At 64.1% G+C, this 18,813-nt stretch carries 19 protein-coding genes; 6 read left to right on the top strand and 13 right to left on the bottom strand.

The window, feature by feature from the left end; all coding sequences use genetic code 11:
- Positions 1-30 precede the first annotated feature (30 nt).
- Positions 31-1,116 carry a PLP-dependent cysteine synthase family protein gene (locus BA190_RS04000; RefSeq protein ID WP_068282889.1) on the top strand — a complete coding sequence of 362 codons (1,086 nt, stop codon included), beginning with the start codon at positions 31-33 and terminating at the stop codon, positions 1,114-1,116.
- A gap of 47 nt (positions 1,117-1,163) precedes the next feature.
- Here BA190_RS04000 and BA190_RS03995 read toward each other — a convergent pair whose 3' ends face one another.
- The 11 genes from BA190_RS03995 to BA190_RS03945 all read right to left on the bottom strand — a co-directional run bounded on the left by BA190_RS03995 (position 1,164) and on the right by BA190_RS03945 (position 13,357).
- Positions 1,164-2,546 carry an aspartate aminotransferase family protein gene (locus BA190_RS03995; protein WP_068282886.1) on the bottom strand — a complete coding sequence of 461 codons (1,383 nt, stop codon included), beginning with the start codon at positions 2,544-2,546 and terminating at the stop codon, positions 1,164-1,166.
- 11 nt (positions 2,547-2,557) lie between these two features.
- Complete coding sequence (locus BA190_RS03990; RefSeq protein WP_068282878.1) at positions 2,558-4,048, bottom strand: NAD-dependent succinate-semialdehyde dehydrogenase; 1,491 nt, start codon at positions 4,046-4,048, stop codon at positions 2,558-2,560.
- A 277-nt stretch (positions 4,049-4,325) separates the two neighbouring features.
- Positions 4,326-5,102 carry an ectoine/hydroxyectoine ABC transporter ATP-binding protein EhuA gene (gene ehuA, locus BA190_RS03985; protein ID WP_068282875.1) on the bottom strand — a complete coding sequence of 259 codons (777 nt, stop codon included), beginning with the start codon at positions 5,100-5,102 and terminating at the stop codon, positions 4,326-4,328.
- A complete protein-coding gene (gene ehuD / locus BA190_RS03980) occupies positions 5,099-5,791 on the bottom strand; it encodes an ectoine/hydroxyectoine ABC transporter permease subunit EhuD (RefSeq protein ID WP_068282872.1) in 693 nt (230 codons plus the stop codon). The genes ehuA and ehuD overlap by 4 nt, the downstream gene beginning before the upstream one ends.
- Positions 5,788-6,453, bottom strand: a complete 666-nt coding sequence (ehuC, locus tag BA190_RS03975) for an ectoine/hydroxyectoine ABC transporter permease subunit EhuC (protein WP_068282870.1) — start codon at positions 6,451-6,453, stop codon at positions 5,788-5,790. Before ehuC ends, ehuD begins: the two co-directional genes overlap by 4 nt.
- 326 nt (positions 6,454-6,779) lie before the next feature.
- Positions 6,780-7,631 carry an ectoine/hydroxyectoine ABC transporter substrate-binding protein EhuB gene (gene ehuB, locus BA190_RS03970; RefSeq protein ID WP_068283059.1) on the bottom strand — a complete coding sequence of 284 codons (852 nt, stop codon included), beginning with the start codon at positions 7,629-7,631 and terminating at the stop codon, positions 6,780-6,782.
- Positions 7,632-7,696: 65 nt separating this feature from the next.
- Positions 7,697-8,713: a N(2)-acetyl-L-2,4-diaminobutanoate deacetylase DoeB gene (gene doeB / locus BA190_RS03965; RefSeq protein WP_068282868.1), complete on the bottom strand. Its 1,017-nt coding sequence runs from the start codon at positions 8,711-8,713 to the stop codon at positions 7,697-7,699.
- Positions 8,710-9,891 carry an ectoine hydrolase DoeA gene (gene doeA / locus BA190_RS03960; protein WP_068282866.1) on the bottom strand — a complete coding sequence of 394 codons (1,182 nt, stop codon included), beginning with the start codon at positions 9,889-9,891 and terminating at the stop codon, positions 8,710-8,712. Before doeA ends, doeB begins: the two co-directional genes overlap by 4 nt.
- Before the next feature lie 4 nt (positions 9,892-9,895).
- A complete protein-coding gene (gene eutC / locus BA190_RS03955) occupies positions 9,896-10,888 on the bottom strand; it encodes an ectoine utilization protein EutC (protein ID WP_068282863.1) in 993 nt (330 codons plus the stop codon).
- Entirely contained in the window at positions 10,885-11,865 is a 981-nt protein-coding gene (gene eutB / locus BA190_RS03950) for a hydroxyectoine utilization dehydratase EutB (protein WP_082979444.1), read from the bottom strand. Before eutB ends, eutC begins: the two co-directional genes overlap by 4 nt.
- 85 nt (positions 11,866-11,950) lie before the next feature.
- Entirely contained in the window at positions 11,951-13,357 is a 1,407-nt protein-coding gene (locus BA190_RS03945) for a PLP-dependent aminotransferase family protein (protein ID WP_068283053.1), read from the bottom strand.
- 118 nt (positions 13,358-13,475) lie between these two features.
- Between BA190_RS03945 and BA190_RS03940 the strand changes: the two genes are divergently transcribed.
- The 5 genes from BA190_RS03940 (at position 13,476) to BA190_RS03920 (ending at position 17,021) form a co-directional block, all read left to right on the top strand.
- On the top strand, positions 13,476-13,955 hold the full coding sequence (locus BA190_RS03940; protein ID WP_068283050.1) for an Lrp/AsnC family transcriptional regulator: 480 nt from the start codon (positions 13,476-13,478) through the stop codon (positions 13,953-13,955).
- A 26-nt stretch (positions 13,956-13,981) separates the two neighbouring features.
- Complete coding sequence (locus BA190_RS03935; RefSeq protein ID WP_068282857.1) at positions 13,982-14,893, top strand: agmatinase; 912 nt, start codon at positions 13,982-13,984, stop codon at positions 14,891-14,893.
- 65 nt (positions 14,894-14,958) lie between these two features.
- On the top strand, positions 14,959-15,750 hold the full coding sequence (locus BA190_RS03930) for a dienelactone hydrolase family protein (protein ID WP_068282855.1): 792 nt from the start codon (positions 14,959-14,961) through the stop codon (positions 15,748-15,750).
- Between the two features lie 97 nt (positions 15,751-15,847).
- Positions 15,848-16,564: a class I SAM-dependent methyltransferase gene (locus tag BA190_RS03925; RefSeq protein WP_068282847.1), complete on the top strand. Its 717-nt coding sequence runs from the start codon at positions 15,848-15,850 to the stop codon at positions 16,562-16,564.
- 142 nt (positions 16,565-16,706) lie between these two features.
- Entirely contained in the window at positions 16,707-17,021 is a 315-nt protein-coding gene (locus BA190_RS03920) for a hypothetical protein (RefSeq protein WP_068282844.1), read from the top strand.
- Here the strand turns inward: BA190_RS03920 and BA190_RS03915 are convergent.
- Together BA190_RS03915 and BA190_RS03910 are read right to left on the bottom strand one after the other, a co-directional pair.
- Positions 16,975-17,901, bottom strand: coding sequence for a DMT family transporter (locus BA190_RS03915; protein ID WP_068282841.1), 927 nt, complete (start codon positions 17,899-17,901; stop codon positions 16,975-16,977). The genes BA190_RS03920 and BA190_RS03915 overlap by 47 nt on opposite strands.
- Before the next feature lie 287 nt (positions 17,902-18,188).
- Entirely contained in the window at positions 18,189-18,620 is a 432-nt protein-coding gene (locus BA190_RS03910; RefSeq protein WP_068282838.1) for a hypothetical protein, read from the bottom strand.
- Positions 18,621-18,813: the final 193 nt, after the last annotated feature.

Below are 18,813 nucleotides of genomic sequence, written 5' to 3'. Positions count from 1 at the left end.
GCGACGAACCGAAGCCAAGGAGCAGGTGAGATGACCCAACAGTCCCAGTCCAGAACGACATCCGGCCGCGGCCGCCTTTTCGAAAGTATCCTGGAGACAGTGGGCGATACGCCCGTCATCAAGATCAACAACCTCGCCCCCGATCATGCCACGATCTACGTCAAGGCGGAGTTCTTCAACCCGGCCGCTTCGGTGAAGGACAGGCTGGCCCTCAGCATCATCGAGCATGGCGAGCGTACCGGTGCGCTCAAGCCGGGCATGACCGTGGTCGAGGCGACCAGCGGCAATACCGGCATCGGCCTCGCCATGGTCTGCGCGCAGAAGGGCTACCCGCTGGTCGTCACCATGGCGGACAGTTTCTCGATCGAGCGCCGCAAGCTCATGCGCATGCTCGGGGCCAAGGTGGTGCTGACGCCGCGCGCCCAGAAGGGCTTCGGCATGTATCGCAAGGCGGTGGAACTGGCCGAGGCCAATGGCTGGTTCCTGGCCCATCAGTTCGAGACCGAGGCCAATGCCGCCATTCACGAGGCAACGACGGCACGCGAGATCATCAACGATTTCGCCGGCAAGCGGCTGGATGTCTTCGTCACAGGCTATGGCACCGGTGGCACCGCCGTCGGGGTCGGGCGTGTCTTGCGCCGGGAGCGGCCGGAGACGCGCATCGTTCTGTGCGAGCCGGCCAATGCCCAATTGGTCGGCAGCGGCCAGAAGCAGGAACGCGATGCCGATGGTTCGCCCGCGGTCGGCCATCCAGCCTTCGAGCCGCATCCGATCCAGGGCTGGACGCCGGACTTCATCCCCAAGGTGCTGCAGGAGGGGATCGACAACAATCTCTATGACGAGCTCGTTCCGATCGCCGGTGCCGAAGGCGTGAAATGGGCCAAGGCCCTGGCCCAGAAGGAAGGTATCTTTGTCGGCATTTCGGCCGGCGCGACCTTCGCGGTAGCCCGCCAGATCGCCGAGAAGGCAACCGCTGGCTCCGTCATCCTCTGCATGCTGCCCGATACGGGCGAGCGTTATATGACGACGCCTCTGTTCGACGGCATCGAGGCCGAGATGGATGCCGAGGAGATCGCGCTGTCGAAGTCGACGCCGGGCTACCAGTTCCCGGAATGATCCCTGGGAGCGCGGACGTCCGCGCTCCCAGAAAGATCACGTCACATTTATCCCAGCACGAATTTCACCGCCTTGGCCGCCGCCGACACCACGACGTCGGCCTCTTCGCGGGTGAGGCAGAGCGGCGGCGCAAAACCCATGATGTCGCCCTGTGGCATGGCGCGGCCGATCACGCCATTCTCCAGCATGGCGGCGACCACGCGCGGGCCAACCTTTTCGGATGCGTCGAAGAAGACGCGGTCGTCACGATCCCTCACGAGTTCGACGGCCGCCATCAGTCCCTCGCCCCTGATCTCGCCGACATGGGCGTGTGCGCCGAGCGCATCCGTCAGCGCCTGCTTGAAATAGGCGCCGACGCTGCCGGCATTGGCGACAAGGTCGAGTTCGTCCACGAGTTCGAGATTGGCGACTCCCGCCGCCGCGCAGAGCGGGTGGGAGGAATAGGTCCAGCCATGCCCGATCGGGCCGAACTCGTCCGAGCCCTTCTCGAGGATGCGCCAGACCTTCTCCGAGACGATCACGCCCGAGAGGGGCGCGTAGGCAGAGGTCAGGCCCTTGGCGATGGTGATCAGGTCGGGCTTGATGCCGTAATGGTTCGAACCGAACATTGAGCCGAGCCGGCCGAACCCGGTGATAACCTCGTCGGCGATCAGCAGGATGTCGTATTTGGTGAGGACGGCCTGGATCTTCTCCCAATAGGTCCGGGGCGGCGGCACGATGCCGCCGGTGCCGAGCACGGGCTCGCCGATGAAGGCGGCGATCGTGTCCGGCCCTTCGGCCAGGATCAGTTCCTCGAGCTTGGCCGCGCAATGATCGGCGAATTGCTCCTCGCTCTGCGAGCGATCCTCACGGCGGAAATAGTAAGGCGCTTCCGTGTGCAGGATCGGCGGCTTGGGCAGGTCAAACAGATTGTGGAAGGCGGCAAGGCCGGTAAGGCTGCCCGACATCAAGCCGGAGCCATGGTAACCGCGCCAGCGCGAGATGATCTTCTTCTTCTCCGGGCGGCCCTGCACATTGTTGATGTACCAGACCAGCTTGATGTTGGTCTCGTTGGCGTCCGAACCCGACAGGCCGAAGAAGACCCGGCTCATGCCCTCCGGCGCCCGGTCGATGATCATCTTGGCCAGGGTGATCGAGGGCTGGGAGCCGTGGCCGACATATGCATGGTAGTAGGGCAATTGCGCCGCCTGCTCGGCGATCGCCTCGGCGATCTTGGTGCGGCCGTAACCGACATTGACGCAATAGAGGCCGGCAAAAGCGTCGAGGCTGCTCTTGCCGTTGCGATCGGTGATGTAGACCCCCTCGGCACCGGTAATGATGCGGTTTGGCGTCTCGCCGCGGGCATGCTGGGCCATATGGGTCGAGGGATGGAAGAAGTGGTCGCGATCCCAGGCGGTGAGTTCATTGTCGGAAACGGCGCGGTCGAGCATGGGGGCTCCTTTCAGGCGAGGTCGAGACAGGTATATTTGAGATCGGTGAAGGCTTCGAGGCCGTGGCGCGAGCCTTCGCGCCCCATGCCGGATTGCTTGACGCCGCCGAAGGGGATCGGCGCACCGGTCAGCTTCACACGGTTGACGGCCACCATGCCATAGTCGAGCGCGCGGCTGAGGCGCAGCGCCCGGCCGGCATTCTGCGTGACGACATAGGCGACGAGGCCGTATTCGGTGGCATTGGCGCGGGCCACCACTTCGTTCTCGTCGTCGAAGGGCGTGATGCTGGCTACCGGCGCAAAGACTTCTTCCCGCATGATCAGGGCGTCATCGGGGACGTCGGCGAGGACCGTCGGTGCCACGAAAAGCGATCCTGGAACGATGTCTCCACCCGCCAACTTGCGGGCGCCTCGCTGCAGAGCCTCGGCGATGCGTTCCCTGGTGCGCTCGACGGCACGTTCATGCATCAACGGGCCGATCGCGCTGTCTTCTTCCAGGCCATGGCCGACCTTGAGTTCCCGGGCACGACGGGCAAAGGCCTCGCAGAAGGAAGCATAGAGCGGGCGCTGGACGAAGATGCGGTTGGCGGCGAGGCAATCCTGGCCGGACGTCGCAAATTTCGCGTCGATCGCAATCTTGACCGAACGATCCAGATCTCCATCGTCGAAGACGATGAGCGGCGCATTGCCGCCAAGTTCCATCACCAGACGCTTGACGCTGGGCGCGCATTGGGCGGCGATCAGGCGCCCGATTTCGGTCGAGCCGGTGAAGCTGACCACCCGCACGCGAGTATCCTCGCATAGGCGCCTGGCGATCGGAGCTGCCTCGCCGGTGACCACATTGAACACCCCGGCCGGTAGGCCGGCGCGTTCCGCCAGTTCGGCCAGGGCCAGAGCGGAGAGCGGCGTATAGGACGAGGGATGAAGCACGACGGTGCAGCCGGCCGCCAGGGCCGCCGCCGCCTTGCGGGTCACCATGGCCGACGGGAAGTTCCAGGGCGTCAGCAGGGCGGCGACGCCGAGCGGCTCACGGGAAACCTGCATATGCGCTCCGGAAAGGTGGCTGGTCACGCTCTCGGCGTTCACGCGCTTGGCTTCTTCCGCATACCATTCGACGAAGGAGGCGCCATAGTCGATCTCGCCGCGGCTCTCGGCCAGAGGCTTGCCCTGTTCCAGCGTCATCAGCAAAGCGAGATCCTCGCGTGCGGTGAGGATGAGCTGGTACCAGGCACGCAGGCGAGCGGCCCGTTCCTGCGGCGCCAGCGCTTTCCAGGCCGGGAAGGCTCTGGCGGCGGCATCGACAGCCCTGCCCGTTTCCTCCGCCCCCAGGCTGGCAATATGGGCGAGGATGGTGCCGGAGCCGGGATCCCGCAGTTCGAAGCTCGCTGCTTGCCGCCCCTGGACCCAGCGGCCGTCGATATAGGCGAGTTCCCTGAGCAGTCGTCGGTCGTTGAGCCGGCCGAGCGCGGGATGGCCGACTTGTTTCAGAGCGGTGGCGATCATCGAAGAAACTCCGGTGGCGTCATGTCCTGAAGGTTAGCCCGAGGCGCTGCGAGAATGTCTCGCTTCCCCCCTGCCCTCGCCGTCAAAGCTTCGGTATTTGCCGGCGCGCGCCGATAGATCGTCGGCATTGGTCAGGGGCGTTTCGTTCAATCGATCTGCCATCGTCATTGCGAGCGAAGCGAAGCAATCCAGGAGCCCAAAACACGATGCCCTCCTCCCGCCTGGATTGCCTCGCTTCGCTCGCAATGACGTAGGAAACGCCTTAGGCGAAAACCGCTCACAACACCGACTGCAGGAACTCGCGCGTCCTTGCCTGTTCCGGGTTGGAGAAGATGCGTTCGGGCTCTCCCTGTTCGACGATGCGTCCCTTGTCGAAGAAACAGACGCGGTCGGAAACCTCGCGTGCAAAGCGCATTTCGTGGGTGACCAGCAGCATGGTGAGATCGTGCTCACTGGCCAGCGAGCGGATCACGCCGAGGACCTCGCCGACGAGCTGGGGATCGAGCGCCGATGTCGGCTCGTCGAACAGGAGGACTCGGGGACGCATGGCAAGGGCACGCGCGATGGCGACGCGCTGCTGCTGACCACCGGAAAGCTGGCTGGGAAAATGGTCCTTCTTGTCGGCCATGCCGACCATGCCGAGCAGGTCGAGGGCCCGGCATTCCGCCTCCTCGCGTTTCAGGCCGAGCACGGCGATGGGCGCCTCCACCACGTTGCGCAGGACGCTCATGTGCGGGAACAGGTTGAAGCTCTGGAACACCATGCCGACCTGCGTGCGGATCTGGCGCAGATGCCGCTCGCTGGCCTTGAAGGGGCCGTGGCCGCCGGGTTCATGATAGCCGATGCCGCCAAGCTCCAGTGTGCCGTCCTGAAAGGGCTCGAGCGTCATCAAAATGCGCAGCACCGTGGTCTTGCCTGACCCCGACGGGCCGATCAGCGAGACCTTCTCGCCTGGCGCGACGGTGAAATCGAAATCATGCAGGACCGTCAGGGTGCCGAAGCGCTTGCTCACATTGGAAAAGCGAATGATGTCGGATTGGGCGTTCTTGGTCATCGCATCGGTATCCCTGCTTTCGGCAAGGCCCTTTCCAGCCGGTGGACGCCGGCGGAACAGACCAGGGTAAGGATGAGGAAGATGATGCCGACCATGCTCAGCGGCACCAGATATTCGAAGGTATTTTCGCCGATCATGTTGGCGAGGCCGAGCATTTCCAGCACCGTCACCACCGAGAGCACGGGCGTCTCCTTCAACATGGCGATCAGGTAGTTGCCCATGGTGGGCAGGATGCGCGGCACCATCTGGGGAATGATGACGTTCCGGTAGAGCTGCCAGCGCGACATGTTGAGGGCGGTGGCGGCCTCCCATTGTCCGCGCGGCACCGCTTCGATGCCGCCGCGATAGACCTCCGACGTATAGGCCGAATATTGCAGGCCGAGCGCGATGGCGCCCGTCAGGAAGGCCGGCAGGGCGATGCCGTAGTCGGGCAGGACGTAATAGAGGAAGAAAAGCTGCACCAAGAGCGGTGTATCGCGCAGGAACTCGACGACGAAAGCCGTGGTCCAACTCACAAGCCTCAACCGGCTGCGCCGCATCAAAGCGAAGACGAGGCCGAGCACCAGGGCGATGGCAAACCCTGCCGCGGCGGCCTGCAGGGTCACGGTGAGGCCGATCAGCAAGATTGGCAGGATCGACTGCGCGTAAGTGAGCGGCGTCGATGGATCCCATTCGAAACCATACATCATGAGTGCACCGCCTTCGGAAAGGCCGCGCCGCGGCGCACTAGGCGTTCCAGGAAGCGCATGGCAACCATGATTACCAGCGACATCAGGAAGTACCCCACGAGAGTGAGGGTGTAGATCGTCGTGCTGTCCTGCGTCAGGTTGCGCAGGGTCTGCGCCCGGAAGGTCATGTCCGCGATCGAGATGAACGACACCAGCGAGGAGAGCTTCAGCGTCTCGATGGCGAGGTTGCCGAAGGCCGGCATCATCTCGACGATGGCCTGGGGCAGCGTGATGTGCAGCAATTTGTGTACCGGGCCGAAATTCAGGGCCCGCGCCGCCTCATGCTGCTGTTGCGGCACCGATTTGAGGCCGGCCCGCACGATCTCCGAGCCATAGGCGCCGACATGCATCGAGAGTACGAGAATGCCCGTGGATACTGGGGAGAAGGAAAAGCCGACGAGAGGCAGGGCATAATAGAACCAGAACAGTTGCACCAGCAGTGAGGTGCCGCGGAACAGCTCGGTATAGCAAAGCGCGATGATGGACAGGATGCGCCCGCCCTCGACCCTGACGATCCCGGCCAGGAAGGCCAGGAAGGCGCCGATGGCCAGCGAGGCCAGGGTGATCTCGGCAGTGATCAGCGCACCCCGGCCAAGGGCAGGCAGATAGGAGATCCAATGCATGAGGCTCCCTCGTCGGTTTTGTAGGCCCGGACTCATGGGCCTTGCCATTGCCTCCACGGGCCAGCGTGCGCGCGAAGGCTCAGCTCTCAAGATAAAGCACGAGAATCCTTCCCGACTTCGGGGAAGGTGGACCGGCAAAGTCGGGCCGGATGGGGGTGGGTGGTGCGGCCTTACGGGTCTATGGCCCTCTCAGTGCCACTCTCCCCCTTCCGTCGCTGCTGTGCAGCGACACCTTCCCCGAAACCGGGGAAGGATTACGTACCTCATTTGGCGATCGTTCTACGTGTATTAGCGAACTCTCGGAGATGGGCTGGACGGTTCAGTCGTCATTTACCCGCACAGAGATCCGCGACCTTCTTTTCGGCGGCGGCCTTGATGCTGGCCTCGCTCAATCCGTAATTGGTGAGGATCGCCTTGTATTCGTCGCTCTTGCGGAATTCCACGAGGGCAGTGTTGTAGGCCTCGCGCAGATCCTTGTCCTCCGGACGGAAGGCGAAGCCTCCATAGTTGCGTACCGGCTTGCCGTTGACGATCGGATCGGTGAACGGCTTGACCTGTTCCACCTCCGTCTGGCCCTTGGCAAGGCTGGCGACCGTCAACTCGGTGGCCGCATAGGCGTCGGCCCGGCTCTTCACCGTGGCTATGGCATCGGCATTGGCCTGGATGAAGACGACCTGGCTGTCCTTGACCCCGACGGCGCGCAGAAAGTCGATATTGTTGGCACCCGACACCACCGCGACCTTCAGCGAGGGATCCTTGGCAATGTCGGCATAGGTCGTCAGCTTCTTGGGATTGCCGGCCTTGACCAGGAGGCCTTCGCCATAGCTGGAATTGGGTTCGGTGAAGGCAACCTGCTTGCAGCGTTCGGGGGAGATGTTCTGCTCGGCCGCCACGAAATCATAGCGCCGCGCCTTGAGGCCGGGGATCAAGGTGCCGAAGGGCGCGACCGTCCAGGCGATGTCGCTGACTCCCATCTTCTTGAGAACGGCGATGGCCACTTCCGGACCGATGCCGGCCGCCGTGCCGTCTTCCTTGGTGAAACCGTAGGGAACCTCGTTGGCCGTGACGGCGCGGACGAAGCCATTGCTCTTGACTTCCTCGAGGGTGGTAGCCTGAACGCCGGCCACGCTCATGGCGAGAGCCAATCCGGCAAGGCCGGCAAGTCGGGGCAGTTTCATCATCTCATTCTCCTGTCTGGTGTGATTGCCTGCCTGGTTGTGTCCGGCAGATCTGTTGTCGATTGTCAGGCGTGGTCCTCGATGGTTGCGATCACCGAGAGGCAGTCGCCGGCCTTGATCAGGCCGGGGAAATGGCGAGCCGCGAGCAGGCCATCCAGTGCGGCCCGATGTTCATAGGGCGACGCCCCGGTGCGGCCGATTGGATATATACGGGCGACAACTTCATTCTTGGCGACGAGCTCGCCGAGGTCCTTGAGGAACTCGACCAGCCCTTCTTCCGGGCTGAAGCCGAAACAGTCCGACGAGGGCATGTCGAGCCAGCGCGTCTCGCCGATCTCTGGCTGCCCGGCCAGGATGCCGGCATGCCTGAGGAGATTGGCGACGCCGCGCTTGGCGATACCGGCGGAGCGCGCCGTGGCGGTGCCGCCGCCGCCGAGTTCGGTGGTGACGAAGACCTTGCCGGCCGTCTCGGCAATGGTGTCGAACATGCCGACGGCATCGATCTCGATCATGCGCATCGACCACGGCGCCGAGAAAGCCGCCACGGCGGCAAAACAGCGGTCTTCCTGTGCCTTGTCGGGCAATTCATGCGCCGCGGCATAGGGAAGGAAATCCAGCGTCCGCCCGCCCGAATGGAAGTCGAGCACGATGTCGGCCTGAGGCAGCAGGCAGCGCGTGACATAGTCGGCGATCTTCTCGGTGACGTTGCCGTCCGGCCGCCCTGGAAAGCTGCGGTTGAGATTGCCCTTGTCGATCGGCGAGGTGCGTCTGGCGGCCCGAAACGCGGGGTAGTTCAAGGCGGGTACGATGATGACGCGCCCGCTCACATCCCCTGTCCGTAGCGTGCGGGCAAGGTCGAACAGAGCGATCGGCCCCTCATACTCGTCGCCGTGATTGGCGCCGGTCAAAAGGGCGGTCGGCCCCTCGCCGTGCTTCACCACGGTGATCGGGATCACCACCGATCCCCAGGCGGAATCGTCCCGGCTCCAGGGCAGGCGCAGATGGCCGTGCTGGATGCCGTCGGCGTCGAAATCGACGCTGGCGCTGATCGGGGACGGGCGCAGGATCGGATCGGCGTTCATGGTTTCACGAAGAGCTGGCGCGGCACATTGGCGAGGCAATCCACGCCGTTCTCGGTGATCAGGATGCTCTCGGTGATCTCCAGTCCCATGTTTTCGAGCCAGAGTCCGGTCATGAAATGAAAGGTCATGCCGGGACGCAGCTCCGTGCGGTCGCCCGGCCGCAGGCTCATGGTGCGCTCGCCCCAATCGGGCGGATAGCTCAGGCCGATCGGGTAGCCGGTGCGGTTGTCCTTGACGATGCCGTATTTCTTGAGAACGGCGAAGAAGGCGTTGGCGATGTCCTCGCAGGTGTTGCCGGGCCTGGCCGCGGCGAGCCCGGCTTCCATGCCCTCCACGGTGGCCTTCTCGGCGTCGAGGAAGGCCTGGGTTGGCTTGCCGAGAAAGACGGTGCGTGACAGCGGGCAGTGATAGCGCCGGTAGCAGCCGGCGATCTCGAAGAACGTGCCTTCTCCGGTTTTCATCGGCAGGTCGTTCCAGGTCAGATGCGGCGCGGAGGCCTCCTCGCCCGACGGCAGGAGAGGCACGATGGCGGCATAGTCGCCCCCGAAACCGTCGACGCCCCGAATGGCGGCATCGTAGATCTCGGCGACGAGATCGCTCTTGCGCATGCCGGGCTCGACCTTGTCGAGGATGCGCCGGTGCATCGCCTCGACGATGCGGCCGGCCTTGCGCATATAGTCGATCTCGGTCGGGCTCTTGATCGCCCGCTGCCAGTTGACCAGCGACAGGCAATCCTTGAAACGGGCATTGGGCAGATGCCGGACCAACGAGGCATAGGCCGCGGCGCTGAACCAGTAATTGTCCATCTCGACGCCGATCGTGCCCTTGGCCCAGCCCCGCTGCTCGATGATGCCGGACAGATAGTCCATCGGATGGCGTTCGGTGGACTGCACATAGTGATCGGGGTAGCCGACAATGTTGTCGTGAGCGAGCCAGGCAGTGCGCTTGGCACCGTTGGCATCCTGTCCACGGCCGAACCAGACCGGTTCTCCCTCACCCGCAACCAGAACGCATTGATGGACATAGAAGGACCAGCCGTCATAGCCGGTGAGCCAATGCATGTTCGAAGGATCGGTGACGACGAGCAGATCGATGCCTGCCCTGGCCATGGCGGCTCGCGTCTTGGCCAGGCGCTCGGCATATTCCTCGCGGCTGAAATTGAGCGTGGGCACAATCATTCCGTCACTTTCCCTTGATTGTCTCGAAAGTCTGGCCCGCTCCGGTGGCGGCGGCCCGGCGAAAAGCGAGCGTGGCGATGGCGGTATCCTGCACGCCGGTGCCGGTCAGGTCGCAAAGGGTGATGTCGGCATCGCTCCGGCGCCCTTTGGCCTTGCCGGCGATCACCTGTCCCAGTTCGGCAAACACTGTATCGGCCCCTGCGGTTCCCGCCTTGATGGCATGGGCGAGTTCGCCGAGCCGGCGTGTCTGCGCCAGACTGTCGGCGACATAGACCGCCTTGCGGAAGACGGCCGGGTCCACTTCGTTCTTGTGCTCGGAATCCGAGCCCATCGCCGTGACATGCTGCCCGGGTGCCAGCCACTCGGCTTTGAGAACCGGACTTTCGGCCGGGGTCGTGGTGACGATGATGTCCGCCCCGGCGCAAGCGGCCTCGACGCTGGCGGCCGGCGCGACCGGAATGCCCAGGCGCTGCGACAGGTCCTCGGCCGTAGCCGCAGCCTTGGCGGCATCGCGAGCCCAGAGCTTGGCCCGATCGATCGACCGGACCAGGCGGAGCGCTTCGAGCTGCAGCCGGGCTTGCTCGCCGGCGCCGATGATGGCGGCCGCGCGGGCATCGGCCCTGGCCAGGTGGCGGGCGGCGACCGCTCCGGCCGCTGCGGTGCGGATCTGCGTGAGATAGCCGTTGTCGAGCAGCAGGGCTTCGACCAGGCCGGTCCGGCTGCTCAGCAGCACCATCAGGCCGTTGAGGCTGGGAAGGCCGAGCCGAGGATTGTCGAAGAATCCCGGGCTGATCTTGATGGCAAAACCCTCGACGCCGGGAATATAGGCCGTCTTGACGTCCACCTCACCGCGATGCTCGGGAATGTCGAGCCGCAGGATCGGCGGCATGGCCACCGCTTCGGTCGCGAGAGCCAGGAAGGCCCGCTCGACGCAATCGACGGCAGCCGCATCGAGCGCCACGCAACGGCGCAATTCGGCTTCGGTTAGCACGATCATGCCGTCACTCCCTCCTCCACGATGCGCCGATGCAGGCCCGGGTCGATATTGCGGCCGGAAACCACGATCGCCGTCGGTCCCGACGGCCTGACCTTGCCGGCCAGCAAGGCGGCGATGCCGACACCCGCGGCTCCCTCGACGATTTCGCCGTCCGCGGTGAAGGCATGCCGGATGCCGGTTGCCACCTCCTCTTCGGTCAGCAGGATGACCTCGTCGAGGAAGGCGCGGCACAGGGCGAAACTGTAGCGATTGGCGAGCCCGATGCCCCCGCCGAGCGAATCCGCCAGCGTCGGCAACTCCTCGACCTGGACCGGCTCTCCGGCCAGCAGGCTGGCATGCATCGCCGCGCCCCGGGCCATCGAGATGCCGATGACCCTGGCCTGGGGTCGGAGCGCCTTGACGGCTGCCGCGATCCCGCCTGCCAGTCCGCCGCCCGACAATGGCACCAGCACGAGTTCGACTTCCGGCAAGTCCTCGATGATTTCGAGCCCGATCGTTCCCTGCCCCGCGATCACGGCCGGGTGGTCGAAAGGCGGGATTTCTGCAAGGCCTTCCTCGGCCACAAGCCGGTTGACCTCTTCCTGCGCGTCATCCTGGGAGCGGCCGACGATGCGCACCTCGGCGCCGAGCGAGCGGACGGCCTCGACCTTGTTTCCCGGCACCAGCTGCGACATGCACACCACGGCCTGGATCCCCCGGGCCTTGGCTGCATGGGCGACCGCACGGCCGTGGTTTCCCGTCGAGGCGGTGACGACTCCTGGGACTCGCTCTTGGGCCGATATGTTCAATGACAGAACGGCGTTGGTTGCCCCGCGAAGCTTGAACGAGCCGGTGGCTTGGCGCGTCTCCAGCTTGAGATGAACCGGCAAATTGTCCTGCGAAAGCGACGGCGCGTGGCGCAGCGGCGTGCGAACCACATGCCCCGCGATCCGCGCATGGGCGGCCCTGATCTCGTCGATGGTGACCGAAACCGGCATCGAACCCATCCCTCCTGGCTTGGGAGGGATGGTGTTACGATACAAAAATCATGTCAATTATTATATTGTAATGATACAGGAGCGATCAGGCAATCAAGCGCGCATCGAATACGGGCGGCAATTGCTCGAAGGTTGCCCGAACCGATGCGAGCGTCTCCGCCAGGGCGGCATGCGACAGCCGCCCGCCGAGGCAGATGCGGATCCCGCCGGTGCCTGCCTCGCCAGCGACGAAGGGGTCGGAGGGCGTCACCGCGATGGCGCGCTGGGCCAGGGCACGCACCAGCCCCTCCTCCGTCCAGCGCGGCGGCACTTTCAGCCAGGCGCAAAGCGAAAGGGGATGGTTGGAGGCGACGATATCGCCGAGCACCTGGGTCACGATGGCCTGGCGGGCGCGGGCTTCCTGGCGCTGCAGGCCGAGAAGGGCCTCGGCGGTGCCGTCCTCGATCCACAGCGAGGCGATCTCGGCAGGAAGATTGGTGGCGCTCCAGCTCGTGACCCGCATGATGCTGCCAACGCGGATCGAATAGGCCGGCGGCACCACGAGATAGCCGACGCGCAGCCCCGTCATCACCGATTTGGTCATCGAGGTGGCGAAAAAGCCGAGTTCGGGCAGCATCTGAGCGATCGAGGGCAAAGGCTTGTCGAGCAGGGGTTTGTAGACCTCGTCCTCGATCACGAAAATGCCGTAGCGGCCCGCGATGTCGGCAATCGCCCGCCGACGTTCGGCGCCGGCCACGTGGCTGGTCGGATTGCCCAGCGAGGGAATGAGGACGAGCGCCTTGACGCCGCCCGCCGCGCAGGCGGATTCCAGAGCCTCTGGCAGGATGCCTTCGGCGTCAGTCGGCAAGCCGCGCAGTGTGAAACCCAGCAACGAGGCCAGGCCGATGATGCCGTGATCCGTGAGGTTTTCGGTCAGCACGAGGTCACCGGGATGGACGACCGAGGCCACGGCCAGGAAGAGGCCATGGGCCGCGCCATTGGTGATCAGGATGCGTTCGGATTCGGCTTCCACGCCGAGCCCGCGCAGCCAGAGCCTGGCCGCGGCGCGGTGCCGGTCGAGCCCGGCGATCGGACGGCAGGTACGCATGAAGGCGCTATTGTCCCCGTCGCCCAGGCGCGCCATTACCTGTCGCGAGGCACGCTCATGCACCTCGGTGTAGACGGCGCGAATGATGGACAGGTCGGCCGTCTGCCCGGGGGAACGATCGAGCATGAAGCGCTCGGCGCGCTCGGTCACCCGGTCCCGCACGAAGGTGCCCCGCCCGACCTCGCCGCGCAGGATCCCGCGCCGTTCCGCTTCCTTGTAGCTGATGCTGACCGTTTGCACCGAAACCTTGAGGGCGTGAGCAAGGTCGCGATGGGTCGGCATGCGCGTTCCCGGCTTCAGGACCTCGGCCTCGACATCGGCAATGATCAGGTCGGTCAGCAGCTTGTGCTTGGTCACGCCCTTGCGGCGCGGTAGGACTGGCCGCCATTCTGCTGCAGCCGCCAGAGGCGCACGCGATTCGACAAATCGCGCAGACCGGTCAGAATTGGAGAATGACATGAAATTGTCCTGATACAATATCCGAGCCTATCCGTATTATACCAATCCATTCGCCGGCGCCATGTTGAAACTCGACAAGATCGATCTGAAGATCCTCGCAGCCCTGCAGCGCGATGGCCGCATCACCAAGCTGAACCTCGCCGCCGAGGCTGGCCTGTCGGCAGCCGCGTGCTGGGAACGGCTGCGCCGCCTGGAAAAAGCCGGGGTGATAGCCCGCTACGGCGCCGTCATCGACGCGGCCCGGTTGGGGCGCTTTGCCACCGTGCTGGTCGAGATCACGCTCAAAAGCCATCGCCAGGCGGATTTCCAGCGCTTCGAGGCCGCGGTGATGCGCGAGCCTGCCATCGTCGCCTGCGACGCCGTCGGGGGTGGCATCGACTATCTCCTGCGCGTGGTGACCACCGACATCGATTCCTACCAGCGCCTGATCGATGCTTTGCTCGAGGCCGAAATCGGCATCGACCGCTATTTCACCTATATCGTCACCAAGACCATCAAGCAGACCGGATTCCCGCTCGAAATCGTCGAGGCATCCGTCTCCTGAGTTGCTGCCGACAGGATTGGATCCCAATGACCGCCCTACCCACCTTCCTGGACTTTCCTACCCACCTTGCCGGCGACCGCACGCCTCGAATGGTGATCTTCGGTGCCGGCCATGGCAGCACCTATCCCATCAAGGACAGCACACCCTATGCCTTGGCGCCGGACGCCATACGCGCCGCCAGCCAGGAGGATGCCGGTCTGGTCGAGCATTGGGATTTCGACCTGGGCGGGCCGCTCTTCGCCGGCGAGCCCGGTTCCTGCGTCGATATCGGCAACATCGAGACCGTCATGCACGACAATGCCGCAAACCGGGATCGGATCGAGGCGAAGACGCGTGAGATCCTGGCGGCAGGGGCCGTGCCTCTCCTGCTCGGCGGCGACGATTCCGTCCCCATTCCCTTCCTTGCCGGCTTTGCCGATCACGGCCCGATCTGGATCCTGCAGATCGATGCCCATATCGACTGGCGCGACGAACTGCATGGCGAACGCCAGGGCTATTCCAGCCCGATGCGCCGCGCGAGCGAGATGGCGCATGTGGCTGGCATGGTGCAGGTCGGCATGCGGGGCGTCGGCAGCGCGCGCTTGGCAGAAATCGAGGCGGCCCGGACCTATGGCAGCCGCCTGGTCACCGCCCGTGAAATTCACGTCCAGGGCATCGAGGCTGCACTCCAGTACATTCCCTTGGGGGCGCAGGTCGTCGTCACCCTCGATTGCGATGGCCTCGACCCCGGCGTCCTGCCGGGAGTGGCGGCCCGCACGCCGGGCGGCCTCAGCTATACCCAGGTGACCGACCTGATCGCAGGCCTCGGCAAGCGGGCAAGGATCGCGGGCTTCGATCTCGTCGAACTCTATCCGCCCGCCGACGAAAGCGGCCTGTCGGCGCTCACGGCCGCACGGCTTCTCGTCAATGTGATCGGTACTATCGCGCGGCAGGTTTGAAAGCCTGCGGGCTCTGGTAGCATGATGGTCCGACAAGGTTTCATCCGCCGTCGAGAGGACCTCCCATGCGCCTTGCCCGCTTCGTTCTGCCTTTACTCGCCCTTTTCGTTGCCACGCCCGCCTTCGCCAAGATGGTGGTCAAGCCGGTCGATTGGACCTTGGACGGCACGACCTTCAAAAGCCAATTGATCTATGACGACGCCGTGAAGGCCAAACGGCCCGGCCTGGTCATGGTGCCCAACTGGTATGGCGTCGGCGACACCGCCGTCGAGAAGGCCAAAAAGATTGCAGGCAAGGATTACGTCATCCTGCTCACCGACATGTATGGCGAGGGTGTCCGCCCCAAGAACGACGATGAAGCCAAGGCCGCCATCGGGCCGCTCTATGGCAATCGAGCTCTGATGCGCAAGCGCATCGACAAGGCCTTCGAGCAATTGAAGGTCAACGCTACCAATGCGCCGATCGACCAGTCCCGGCTGGCGGCGATCGGGTTCTGCTTCGGCGGCAGCGCCGTGCTCGACCTCGCGCGCAGCGGCTCGGACGCCAAGGCCGTGATTTCCTTCCATGGTGGCCTCGGCACCGACGATCCGACGCTGGCCAAAACCATCAAGGCACGCGTGCTCGCCATCAACGGGGCCGACGATAGCGCCACCATGCCGGACGTGCCCAAATTCACCGAGGAGATGCGTGGCAGCCCCGCTGACTGGCAATTCGTCGAGATCGGCCACGCCGTGCATTGCTTCACGGAAACCGAGGCCACCGGCAAGACGGGCAATTGCCGCTACGACGCCAAGGCCGCAGCGAGGTCTTATGCGATGATGCGGTCCTGGCTGGCCGAGAGCTTTGCCAAGAATTGATCCAGGCCTGCGACAGTCAGCTTTTATACCAGCATAAGAACCGGCCTTCCCGGCATCGCCGCTCCCAAGCAAAGGAGCGGTGGTGAGGGAGAAGATCATGACCGAGACGGAGAACACGGCAGCCGGAAAATTCGACGCCGGCAGGGCGGCCGAATATGGGGTCCAGAGCCGCATCGCCCTGGCTGGCTATGATGCCTGCCACGAACTTGCCGCCTGCCTGCTCGCGGCCGACCTCGGCCCAGGCCGGCCGGCGCGGGTTCTCGTGGCGGGTGCCGGCGGCACCGCCCAGGAGATCGTCTCGGCGGCTCGCCTCGAACCCCTCTGGCACTTCACCGCCGTGGACCCTTCTGCCCCGATGCTCGAACTCGCCATGGCCGCGGTCGGCGAAGCGGGCCTGGTGGCACGAACGACGCCCATATTGGGCGAGGTCGCGACCCTGCCCGAGGAGCCGATCTATGACGCCGCGACCTTGATCGGCGTTCTGCACCACCTTCCCGGCCTTCCCGCCAAGCAGGCCATCCTCGAGGCGCTGGCAGCCCGTCTCAAACCCCGGGCGCCTCTCATCCTGGCCGGCAACCGGCATGTCTATGCGAGCAAGCCGCTCTTTCTCGCGGCCTGGGGCGAGCGCTGGCGCATGCATGGGGCATCGGCCCAAGAGATCACTGCCAAGCTGGGCAAGATCCGGCAGGGCGCCGATCCGCCCGCTTCCGATCAGGCGGTCGCAGAATTGTTGATGCAGGCCGGTTTCGCAGAACCGACCTTGTTCTTCTCGAGCCTGTTCTGGGGCGGCTGGATCACGCATCGGCTTGGCTGAGACAGTGCCTGGCTGGAACGGCCTTGCATCGGTCACAACCCCGCTGGAGCGGCGGAGGGGGATTTCATTCGGGCAAGATCTTCATTCGGTCGCATTCTTCTGTAGATTCTGCGATCAATCTACGAAATTGCCGGAGTCGACCATGAAGATCCTCGCTTTCGCCGCCGGCGCACTGCTCCTGCTGACGGGCAGCGCTTTTGCCGACGGATTGGCTCCCAAGGAGAACAAATTCGCACCGCCACCCCTGGATTCCAAGAAAGCGTCCGGGCCCCATGACTGGACAGGGTTCTATGCCGGAGCTCATGCCGGCCTGTCCCAGGGAAGGTCGAAATGGAGCACGGAAGGCGCCAGCCAGTCCTCCTCGGATCTCGGTTCCTCCTTCGGCGCGCATGCTGGCTACAATTACCAGTTCAACCGCGGGGTGGTGTTCGGGGGTGAAACCGACGTTTCTCGCTGAGTATCTGGGAAGGGCGCCAGCCGGGCCTGGTGGCCGCGATGACGATGCCGAGACAGACCAGGCCGAGACCTGCCACGAAGTTCCAGCCCAGCCTTTCTCCGAGAAACAGCTCTCCCGCGAGGCTGGCTGTGATCGGATTGACGGCCACCGCGATCGCCACCAGCGTCGGCGTCGTATGGGTGACCGCGAAAGACCACAGGAAGAAGACCAGCGCGCTGCCGACAATGCCGAGATAGGTTGCAGCCAGCCAGGCTTCCAGCGAAAGCCCGCGGACATTCGCCAAGCCTCCGCCGATCGCCGCCGCCGAAACGAGGCAGAGCGCCCCGCCCCCCATCGCCATCAGAGTGAAGCGAATAGGCCCTGAACGGGTGACAAAAGGCCGGGACCAGATCGTGTAGAGCGCCATCACGAGCGCCGCCGCGAGCATCAGGAGATCGCCACGCCAGGCGCCTGGAGGCGTTGTGGAGAGCCCGGACAGCAGCGCCAGCGTCACCCCGGACATGGTGACCAGAACGCCCAGGATCTTGCGTGCCGTCATCGCCTCTGCCTGGAGGGCCGTGGCCGCCAGCATGGTCAGGACCGGCAAGGCCGAGAGGGCAATGGCGCCGCGCGCTGCCGTGGTGAAATAGAGCGCAGCATTGAACAGGATCGGAAAAAGCCCGAAGAACAGAAGGCCCAGCCCCGCTACACCTGGCCAGTCGCGCCGCGGCGGCCAGGCTTCACGGCGCAGGCACGCGACCGGCAGGAGGAAGACGAAGCCGAGGCCGAAGCGCAGGGCGCCGAGCGTAATCGGGTCGATCGCCTTCGAGAGCGAGCGTGTGGCGACCACGGCAGTGCCTCCGATACCGCTCGAAAGGACAGCCGCCAGAACACCCCACATCGCCCGCTCCCGTCGTGATCGTTACGGCAACAGGTTAGCGGAGGCGGGGGTTGCGCGGGAATTGCATTTGGTTGATGAACGTCATCATGATCTGTGATGGCCGCCGGATTGCAAGGCTGCCCCCCCGGTCTGAATGGATCAAATTGCCCGGAGGCTTGCGCCGTCGCGCCCTCGTTCCTCTCCTTCAGATCGTCGATCCGATGGGGCTGGCACCGCCGGCAAATCGGCAGAATGAAGCTTGCGGAAGCCGTGACCCGCCGATGGCGGCCTGCTCCATAATCCGGCCTTCAGTAGCGCACGATTTCCTTCCGGCAGGCTTCCGTAAAGCCATACAAGAGATCGGATTCCCGAAGTTTTTTGGCATCAAAATGAGAAAAATCCACCTTCTCCGAGGAATATCGCTGAACGATTATTTGAAGGACTTCTTCCGCTCTTGCGATGACCTCGTCCCCCGAGAATAGTTTCATTCTATTCTTGATGGAGTACAGCTTAACCAATTTTGCCGTGTCGGTCAGATCATTCTCCATGGCATCGCCGTATACCCTCGATGCTTCGTCAATAAATTCTCCGAATATTCTTTCTCGCCGTGACATTTCATTGGAAAGGCGCTGAACTCTTTGCTGATAGCTCTGATTAAGCCAGGTCGTCGCAAAGGATGCGAACGCCCCGATGCTCGATCCGGCCAGAGCCGCCAAAGCCGACAAATATGCTCCGTCCATGGCTTCCCTTTCCAGAAATTCTCTGTCCCGACGGGGTTATCCCTAGTTCCGGATGAATTATCAAGCAGGCCGCTTACGCAATGGAAAGCGGCCTGGGAAAAATCCGAGTTATGCCGAATACGGATCGGCCGGGCAAGGAAACCGCTCCCTATGTCGGGGCCTGCCGGCGCTTTTCATCAAGCCGGCGATGCCG

Source organism: Labrys sp. WJW (assembly GCF_001676615.1).
GTDB lineage: Bacteria > Pseudomonadota > Alphaproteobacteria > Rhizobiales > Labraceae > Labrys > Labrys sedimenti.
This window is presented reverse-complemented; position numbering and strand designations above follow the sequence as displayed.